10 protein-coding genes are annotated in these 8,009 nt (G+C 60.1%); 6 read left to right on the top strand and 4 right to left on the bottom strand.

The annotated features are described in order from the left end of the window. Positions 1 to 34 precede the first annotated feature (34 nt). The gene (locus tag Q0072_RS14235; RefSeq protein ID WP_298331344.1) at positions 35 to 457 is read left to right on the top strand and encodes an iron-sulfur cluster assembly scaffold protein; all 423 of its coding nucleotides are present in this window, start codon (positions 35 to 37) and stop codon (positions 455 to 457) included. On the opposite strand, the gene Q0072_RS14230 is transcribed toward Q0072_RS14235, so the two are convergent. Further along, a complete protein-coding gene (locus Q0072_RS14230) occupies positions 458 to 1,162 on the bottom strand; it encodes a hypothetical protein (RefSeq protein WP_298331340.1) in 705 nt (234 codons plus the stop codon). It lies immediately after the preceding gene. 149 nt (positions 1,163 to 1,311) lie between these two features. Here Q0072_RS14230 and yidD point away from each other — a divergent pair, with 149 nt between their 5' ends. The 3 genes from yidD to Q0072_RS14215 all read left to right on the top strand — a co-directional run bounded on the left by yidD (position 1,312) and on the right by Q0072_RS14215 (position 4,572). Beyond that, positions 1,312 to 1,551 carry a membrane protein insertion efficiency factor YidD gene (gene yidD, locus Q0072_RS14225; RefSeq protein WP_298331338.1) on the top strand — a complete coding sequence of 80 codons (240 nt, stop codon included), beginning with the start codon at positions 1,312 to 1,314 and terminating at the stop codon, positions 1,549 to 1,551. Between the two features lie 82 nt (positions 1,552 to 1,633). After that, entirely contained in the window at positions 1,634 to 3,556 is a 1,923-nt protein-coding gene (gene thrS / locus Q0072_RS14220) for a threonine--tRNA ligase (RefSeq protein ID WP_298331336.1), read from the top strand. A gap of 20 nt (positions 3,557 to 3,576) precedes the next feature. Further along, on the top strand, positions 3,577 to 4,572 hold the full coding sequence (locus Q0072_RS14215; protein WP_298331334.1) for a glycosyltransferase family 2 protein: 996 nt from the start codon (positions 3,577 to 3,579) through the stop codon (positions 4,570 to 4,572). 28 nt (positions 4,573 to 4,600) lie between these two features. Here Q0072_RS14215 and Q0072_RS14210 read toward each other — a convergent pair whose 3' ends face one another. The 3 genes from Q0072_RS14210 to Q0072_RS14200 all read right to left on the bottom strand — a co-directional run bounded on the left by Q0072_RS14210 (position 4,601) and on the right by Q0072_RS14200 (position 7,152). Further along, positions 4,601 to 5,554, bottom strand: a complete 954-nt coding sequence (locus tag Q0072_RS14210; RefSeq protein ID WP_298331332.1) for a DUF2807 domain-containing protein — start codon at positions 5,552 to 5,554, stop codon at positions 4,601 to 4,603. 148 nt (positions 5,555 to 5,702) lie between these two features. Next, positions 5,703 to 6,710 (bottom strand): alpha/beta hydrolase, encoded by a 1,008-nt coding sequence (locus tag Q0072_RS14205; RefSeq protein WP_298331330.1) that lies wholly within the window; start codon positions 6,708 to 6,710, stop codon positions 5,703 to 5,705. 43 nt (positions 6,711 to 6,753) lie between these two features. Then, positions 6,754 to 7,152 carry a YccF domain-containing protein gene (locus Q0072_RS14200; protein ID WP_298331327.1) on the bottom strand — a complete coding sequence of 133 codons (399 nt, stop codon included), beginning with the start codon at positions 7,150 to 7,152 and terminating at the stop codon, positions 6,754 to 6,756. Between the two features lie 213 nt (positions 7,153 to 7,365). Here Q0072_RS14200 and Q0072_RS14195 point away from each other — a divergent pair, with 213 nt between their 5' ends. Continuing rightward, positions 7,366 to 7,563, top strand: coding sequence for a DUF4169 family protein (locus Q0072_RS14195; RefSeq protein ID WP_298331325.1), 198 nt, complete (start codon positions 7,366 to 7,368; stop codon positions 7,561 to 7,563). Positions 7,564 to 7,753: 190 nt separating this feature from the next. Beyond that, positions 7,754 to 8,002, top strand: a complete 249-nt coding sequence (locus Q0072_RS14190; protein ID WP_298331323.1) for a ribbon-helix-helix domain-containing protein — start codon at positions 7,754 to 7,756, stop codon at positions 8,000 to 8,002. The last annotated feature ends 7 nt before the right edge of the window (positions 8,003 to 8,009 follow it).

The raw sequence follows: 8,009 nt of genomic DNA, 5'->3' as shown, positions 1-8,009 counted from the left end.
CCTCCCCCGCTGCGCAGGGGAGGAGGAAAGTCAAATGATCGACGAACTCTATTCCCGTGAAATTCTGCGCCGTACCACGCAACTGGCGCATGTCGGGCGGCTGGAGGCCCCCGATGGGGCCGCTGACCGGACCGCAAAACTGTGCGGTTCGACCATCCATGTGGACGTCAAATTCTCTGACGGCGTGATCACTGACTTCGCGCAAGAGGTCGAAGCCTGCGCGTTGGGTCAGGCCGCCGCCGCTATCCTCAGCCAGAGCGTCATCGGTGCCCCGGTCGTCGAAGTCGTCGCCGCGCGCGACGCCATGAAAACTATGCTCAAGGGCGGCGAATATGCCTATCCTGAGCGCTTTGCCGACTTCGCCATCCTCCAATCGGTGAAGGACTTCCCGGCGCGCCACGCTTCAACCCTGCTGGCTCTGGAGGCCACGGTTGAAGCGGTGGGGACGGCGGGCTGATTACTCGACGGTCACGATCAGCGGTAGCCAGTTAGGCTTTGGCGCGTCGGGGAAGTGCTTGATCTGATCGTACTTGCGCAACACCAGAGGCGTGACCTTATAGGCTTCGGTTAGGCTGTTGAATTCGCATCCATCGGCTTCCGCCGCAAACTCCGGTTCGAAGTTTCGTTCGGGGTTTGCCGGATCGTGAGCGGATACGGGCATGCGCGCTATCGTCAAATCGTAACAGCCCAGATGCAGATATTCGACCTTTACGGTTTGTCCCGGCGTAAAGGCCGAGCCATGCGGAAAACGCAGGATCGAATAGACCGACCGGTCGGGGGTGCGCGACAGGTTCAAACCGACGATCCAGTAGTCTCTTCGCTCTGCATTGGTTTCGGCGACAATGGGCGTGAAGGGATGGTAGGTCACGCCTGCGAGATAGGGCTTATGATCGGATAGAAGGTCGTAAAGAGTGGCAACGTCTTCGCCGTTACCCTTTTGCAACTCTATACGCATGAGTTTGGAATCGGGAGGCGTGTCTTTGGCAGGCACGGCGGCAAGGGTAAGGCGCTCGAAGTTCTCGAATGGGCCTGTTTTGTCCATATCCGGACCTACGATGGAATCGCCCATCGATACAGCGACCTCCTCGGCAGGTTTGGAGCACGCTCCCAGTCCCGGTCCCAGTCCAAGGCTTACAGCCACCAATGGCAGTAGTGTTTTCATCCCCGCATCTCCTCTTTGAGTGGAGTGAAGATTGATCACAAATCCGTGATCGTCAAGTGATTATCATGTGATGAGATTGCGGTCGGCATTGCCATCGAGCGCAAAATATCGGAAACAGTTGATACTTTTCGCCAAAAAGGTATTGCCGCATGGGGCGTCTCTATGCCAAGGCCGTGAAGACAGGGCTCAGGGCTTATAAGCTCAGCCTGTCGCCCCTGATCGGGCAGGCCTGCCGCTTTGCGCCGACCTGTTCGGAATATACCGCCGAAGCCCTGATCGTGCATGGCCCTATAAAAGGGTCATGGTTGGGGTTTAAGCGTATCTGCCGGTGCCGTCCCGGCGGGGGCCACGGATACGATCCGGTGCCGCCAAAAGACGACAAAAACTGACTGCTGTCGCCTGTCGTAGGGGCGCGGCTTAACCGAACGCTCTGGCCTGTCGTAGGGGCTGAGCATACTGAAAGAGTGACATATGATTGACCTGACCTTTCCCGATGGCGCCGTTCGTTCCTATGAGCCGGGCGCAACCGGACGCAGCATAGCGGAGGGTCTGTCCAAGTCTCTCGCCAAAAAGGCGGCGATGCTCCGCCTCAACGGAGAGCTTTACGATCTCGATCGGCCGATCGAGGGCAGTGCCTCCATCGAAATCCTGACGCGCGATGATCCGGCCCTCTTGGAAGTCATCCGCCACGATACCGCGCACCTTCTGGCGCAGGCGGTGCAGGAGCTGTTCCCCGGCACGCAGGTCACCATCGGCCCGGCCATCGAGGACGGCTTCTATTACGACTTTGCGCGCGATGAGCCGTTCAGCCTCGACGACCTGCCGAAGATCGAAAAGAAGATGAAGGAGCTGGTTGATCGCGACGACAAGATCGTGCGCGAGGTGTGGGACCGCGATGCTGCTATCCAGCACTTTGAGGAGATCGGCGAACACTATAAGGCCGAGATCATCCGGGACCTGCCGGGCACGGAGACGATCACCGTCTATCGCCACGGCGACAACTGGAAGGACCTGTGCCGCGGGCCGCATTTCCCGTCGTCGAAATTCATCGGCAAGGCCTTCAAGCTGACCAAGCTGGCCGGGGCCTACTGGCGCGGCGACCACAACAATGCGCAGCTTCAGCGCATCTACGGCACGGCCTGGGCCTCCGAAGAAGACCTTCAGGCCTACATCACTCGCCTTGAAGAGGCCGAAAAGCGCGACCACCGCAAGCTGGGCCGTCAGATGAACCTCTTCCACATGCAGGAAGAGGGGCGCGGCATGGTCTTCTGGCACCCGCACGGCTGGACGCTGTGGCGGACGCTGGAGGCCTATATGCGCCGCCGCCTCGATGCGGCGGGCTATGTCGAGGTCAAGACGCCGCAGGTGCTGGACCGCACCTTCTGGGAAAAGTCGGGCCACTGGGACAAGTATCGCCCCAACATGTTCGTCTGTGAGACGGTCGAAGGCGAAACCCTCAGCCTGAAGCCGATGAACTGCCCCGGCCACGTGCAGATCTTCAAGGTCGGCCTGCGTTCCTATAAGGAACTGCCGATCCGAATGGCTGAATTCGGGGCCTGCCACCGCTATGAGCCGTCGGGCTCGCTGCACGGCCTGATGCGCGTGCGCGGCTTTACGCAGGACGACGCGCACATCTTCTGCCGCGAAGACCAGATCGTCGAGGAGACGACGAAGTTCATCACCCTTTGCCGTCAGGTCCACGCCGATCTGGGGATGCAGGCCGAGCATATCGCGCTGGCCACCCGTCCGGAGGTGCGCGCCGGGTCTGATGAGTTCTGGGACAAGGCCGAGGCGCAGATGGCCGAGGCCGCCCGCGCGGCGGGGGTGGAGCCGGTGATCGCCGAAGGTGACGGGGCCTTCTATGCGCCCAAGCTCGACTTCATCGTGCGCGACGCCATTGGCCGCACCTGGACCTGTGGTACGATTCAGCTCGACTACGTGCTGCCGGAGCGTCTGGGGGCTGAGTATGTGGCCGAAGACGGCTCGCGTCAGCGTCCGGTGATGCTACACCGCGCCATTCTGGGCTCTTTTGAGCGCTTTATTGGCATAATGATCGAAAACTATGGGGGTAAGTTCCCGCTGTGGCTGGCTCCCATACAGGTGGTAGTGGCACCGATCACGTCTGATGCTAATGATTACGCGCAACAGGTTGCGTCAAAATTGCGTTCGGCTGGACTCAGGGTTGACACAGACCTGCGGAACGAGAAGATTAACTACAAGATCCGCGAACATTCGCTGGCTAAGGTGCCGGTCATCGCGGTGGTCGGACGCAAAGAAGCTGAGACCGGGGAAGTGGCCCTGCGTTATCTGGGGCAGGAAGGGCAGACCGTTTTGTCGGTCGATAATGCCGCTGAACAGTTGCGTACCGAAAGCCTGCCGCCTGATTTGAAGTAAGTCATATTGAAGCCGATTAGATGAAACCTGCCCTGCCGCCTACCATTAGTGACCTGCTTAAGGCCCAGAGGCTGGCGGCAGGTGAGGCAGAAGCGCTCGTGCCGGGGACGGACATTGTTCTGCCGGCACGTGACACGCGTGGCGTGGCGGTCGTTATTATCGCCTACCACTCCGGTCGTATCCTGTTCGACTCCATTGAACGGGTGCTGGCCGAAGCGGCGGTGAAGCAACTGATCCTGATCGACAATGGCTCATCAGAACGCACCATCGAACTGTTGCGTGAGATCGATGAAGCCTATGAGCGGGTGCTGCTGGTGCAGGGGCACGGTAATATTGGCTTTGCGCGCGCCGCCAATATGGGGACTCAGCTGGCAAGCCAACCGTGGGTGGTCTTCCTCAATCCCGATGCCATACTGTGCGACGGAGCGGTCGAAGCGCTGGTCGATACGGCGCTGAGCACGCCCCGGCCGTGTCTCGTGGGGGCTCGCGTTCTGAACCCTGATGGATCTGAGCAGCGTGGATCGCGGCGCGGTGAGGTCACGCCGATAACCACACTGGTATCGCTGATGCGCCTGTCCCGCTATCTACCCTTCCTGCGTGGCTTTGAAATCCACCGTGAGGACGAGCTTCTGCCGGACGCTCCGGTGCCAGTGGCCGCAGTGTCGGGGGCCTGCTTCTGCATCGCCCGTGCGGATTTTCTGTCGGTGGGTGGCTTTGATACGCGTTTCTTCCTGCACGTCGAAGACGTGGACCTGTGCTGGCGCATCCGCAAAAAGGGCGGCACCGTGCTGTTCCATCCCAAGGCCGAGGTCATCCACGAGGGCCATACCTCGCGCGTTGACCCCCTATTTGTCGAAACGAACAAGGGGCTGGGTCTGGTCTACTATTTCCTGAAGCGCGCCGATACCATCTGGCGCAAGCTCTACATCATGGCCTTGTCGCCGTTGATCGTGGGCGTATCCATTTTGCGTGCGGTAATGCGTCGGCGTCTGCGCGACACAGACGATTTTAGCTAATCCGCATAGGCTTGATTACTGGGGTTGTTTATTGGCCGCCGATATTGATGTCGCCGGACCCCAGCACTTTCTTCTGAACCGTGCCGGTAGCGCGCGCGACAAACACATCGCCTGAGCCGACCACGGCGGCCTCGACCATCTTCGCTTCGCCCCCAAAATGCACGTCGCCCGACCCGGCCACGGCGATTTTCAGAGTCGGGCTGCGGCCCTTGGCCACCACCACATCGCCGGACCCGGCCATACTGATTTCTACCGGACCGCTGACCGCACCGATGCTGATGTCGCCTGACCCGGCGCTTGCCGCCGACAGGGTGCCGCTGACGGAGCCGACGCTGACATCGCCGGAGCCTGACTGCGACAGTTTGAGCGAACGCACGCCGCCGATATGCACATCACCGGATCCGGTGCTGACGATTTCGCTGTCGCCGCCACTGGCGGCATGGGTGTCGCCGGAGCCGCTATTGATCAGGGTGAGGGCGCCGCGCACGGGCCCGACGTTCCAGTCACCGCAACCCTGCACGCTGAGCTTTAGACTGCTGGCCTCCGACACATTGCCATAGACCGCGCCCTTGCTGACGATCTCCATATCCTGCGGGGCATAGACATAGACCGTCGGCAGGTCAGACAGGTTGAGGTGTCCCATGCCGGCCACCTTGACCGTGGTGACGCTACGGTCGCCGATATTGAAGGCAAACAGGCTGGTGCCGCTGCCACCGCACGACTGATCCCGACCGCTGACATTGCCGTTGACGATAACGCGGTCGCCCTGACGGCGCAGCGTGATCTGAGGCATGTTGCGGGGGCCAGCCTTGACGCGCACATCAATGTCCTGACGCGCCTGCGTCACCACCACTACGCGGGCGGCCAGATTTTGCAGCTCGATCCGGTTTTCACCGGCCAGCGCCATCTCCGGACAGGCCAGAGGCAGCAGCAGGGTCAGGGATGTGCAGGCCAGTACGCGCATCAACAGGGTTTCCAACATCCGCAGGCGTCCGAAAAGCCGGACCCTGCCTGATCACACATCTCGCAACAGGCGATCCGGGTCAAATTAAACCTGAGTCATGAAAAGTATTTAACAAGGTTACAGTTGACCTTGGGATAAGTTTTCACGGTCATTTCTGGAGCCGGTCTCAGGCATTTGTCTGGCTATACAGGCCCTGTTGTCGCGCGAAATGCAGGAACAGGTCGCTCCACGGCACGGTGGGAGACAGGATGCCAAAGCCATGCCCACCCTTCGGGTAAAGGTGCGTTTCGACGCTGACCCCGGCGGATTTCAGCGCGGCGCGGAAGGCCAGGGTGTTTTCGACCGGCACCGCCCCATCGTCCTCGGCGTGCAGCAGAAAGGCCGGGGGTGTCTGCGGTGTGACGTGGTTTTCCGTCGAATAGCGGGCGGTGATGTCCTCGCTGGCATTGGCCCCGATGAGGTTGCTGCGTGATCCGGCGTGGGTCAGGCCGGGTTTCATCGAGATAACCGCATAGATCGGCGCGCAAAGATGCGGGCGTGCGTCCTGCGCGTCTATGGCATCGACGGCGGCATAGACGGGGGCGCCATAGCCGGTAGCCAGTGAGGCGCACAGATGGCCCCCGGCGCTGAATCCCATCACGCCGACGCGTGCCGGATCAATCTGAAAGTCTTTGGCGCGCGCCTTGATTAGGCGCATGGCGCGCTGGGCGTCCATCAAGGGCACATCCGACGCCTGCGCCCAGCCTTCGGAGGGCAGACGGTAATAGAGGACGAAGACGGTCAGGCCCTGCGCCGAAAAGACGCGGCCAACATTGTGGCCTTCGTTATCGACCGAGATATAGGTGTAGCCGCCGCCCGGAATGACCAGCAGCGCGCCGCCGTTCGGCTTTTGCGGGCGATAGACGGCCAGACGCGGGCGGGTCACACCATTGACAAGTCGGCGCAGGGGCGGGGTGGGAGCGGTTTTGACGACTTCGCTCAGTTCGGTCTTGAGCAGGCCTGCCGGACCCTTCGGCCACAGATCGACATATTCCGTCGTTTCCGGCGGCAGAGGGGTGCCGCGCAGATCCTTAAGCTCTGTGCCGACGCCCGGCGTCAGGGCCATAGCACCGGAGGTGGCGGCCACGCCGAGGCCCAGCCCGTTTGTCATCAGGGTGCGTCGATCCAAATCCATCTGACTCTCCGGAACAGGTTTTCCGGATATCTACAGGAGGGGATCAGGGCTTTTCAATGACGATCTTGCCGACGGGGGCGAGCGCCAGCCACGCCAGTTGCACATTTTTGAGGGCAAAGGGGATGCCGATGATGGTCACCGCCTGAGCCAGCGCCAGAACCAGATGCCCCAGTGCGATGTACCAGCCGCCCAGAAGAATCCACACAATGTTCATCAGCGCGCCCATGCCGCCCGTACCGAGATCGCCCTGACCGGTCATCAGGTCACGGTCAGCAATGGCCTTGCCAAACGGGAAGAAGCTGAAACCGGCGATGCGGAAGGCGGCCCCGGCCCACGGCAGGCCCACTATGGTGATGGCCAGCAGACAACCGCCCAGACACCAGGCCAGACCGGCCACAAAGCCGCCGAAGATGAACCAAAGAATGTTGAGAATGAGGGTCATGCGTAAGTTCCGGAAAAGAAGAATAAAGCAAGGGGTTGCGTTTTTGGCGTAACGATGTTTTGATGAAAATTATAAAGGCTTTAGTTTCGAACGCAGCTTAATTTTCTTTTATTTGCAACGGCAGCGCTGTATAATGAACGATTGTTGACGCTGCGTTTAAAAAATGCACCGGTCCGAAGTGTGCGGCCGCCAGTAAGACCCTGAGTAAAATTCATGAGTGACGTGATCAATCTGAACAAGGCGCGCAAGACGCGACAGCGCGAGCGCGATAAGACGCAGGCGGCTCAGAACCGCGTCACTTTCGGGTTGCCGGGTCATCTGCGCCGTGCGGCGCGTGAAGACGAGGCGCGTCGCGAGCGCCTGCTCGACGGACAGAAGCGTAAGGATGTGGATAATTCCGAAAACAGTTGACGTTTTTATGTAAAATGACAAGAGTTTACATAGTTTTTTCACGGCCATGGATGTAGCGGTTTAATATTACCACAATAATAAATCAGAATTGTTGGGTTTATACCGATATCGTCCATTGAATTCACAAAGAGTGCAGCGTCGCCGGGGGCGTGTTGATGCTGCAAAGCGTTGCCTGGACAGGAGGGACACTATGCCGGGTTTAAGAAAGAGATCGGTTAATCTTGCCGGACACGCGACCTCTGTTGCACTGGAGCCGGAGTTCTGGGCGGTGCTGGAGACGATGGCCAAGGAGCGCCGAATCAGTCTGGCGGCGCTGATCGCCGAGCTTGATACGAAGCGCGGCGAAAGCCTGCTGGCCTCTTTTTGTCGCCTGTCGGCGCTGGCCTTCGTGCAGCAAAAGGCAGGCGGCAGCAAGAAACGTAAGCCCGAGGCCGTCTGAGCGCGGT

This window comes from Asticcacaulis sp. (assembly GCF_027484505.1).
Classification (GTDB): Bacteria; Pseudomonadota; Alphaproteobacteria; order Caulobacterales; family Caulobacteraceae; genus Asticcacaulis.
The sequence above is the reverse complement of the archived record's forward strand: the minus strand, read 5'-3'. Positions and strand labels throughout refer to the sequence as shown.

Bases quoted from the DNA above. Each gene is read 5' to 3' on its own strand.
- Q0072_RS14205 (WP_298331330.1), bottom strand. From the start codon at position 6,710: ATGGATTTGGATCGACGCACCCTGATGACAAACGGGCTGGGCCTCGGC.
- yidD (WP_298331338.1), top strand. From the start codon at position 1,312: ATGGGGCGTCTCTATGCCAAGGCCGTGAAGACAGGGCTCAGGGCTTAT.
- Q0072_RS14210 (WP_298331332.1), bottom strand. From the start codon at position 5,554: ATGTTGGAAACCCTGTTGATGCGCGTACTGGCCTGCACATCCCTGACC.
- Q0072_RS14195 (WP_298331325.1), top strand. From the start codon at position 7,366: ATGAGTGACGTGATCAATCTGAACAAGGCGCGCAAGACGCGACAGCGC.
- Q0072_RS14230 (WP_298331340.1), bottom strand. From the start codon at position 1,162: ATGAAAACACTACTGCCATTGGTGGCTGTAAGCCTTGGACTGGGACCG.
- Q0072_RS14200 (WP_298331327.1), bottom strand. From the start codon at position 7,152: ATGACCCTCATTCTCAACATTCTTTGGTTCATCTTCGGCGGCTTTGTG.
- thrS (WP_298331336.1), top strand. From the start codon at position 1,634: ATGATTGACCTGACCTTTCCCGATGGCGCCGTTCGTTCCTATGAGCCG.
- Q0072_RS14235 (WP_298331344.1), top strand. From the start codon at position 35: ATGATCGACGAACTCTATTCCCGTGAAATTCTGCGCCGTACCACGCAA.
- Q0072_RS14215 (WP_298331334.1), top strand. From the start codon at position 3,577: ATGAAACCTGCCCTGCCGCCTACCATTAGTGACCTGCTTAAGGCCCAG.
- Q0072_RS14190 (WP_298331323.1), top strand. From the start codon at position 7,754: ATGCCGGGTTTAAGAAAGAGATCGGTTAATCTTGCCGGACACGCGACC.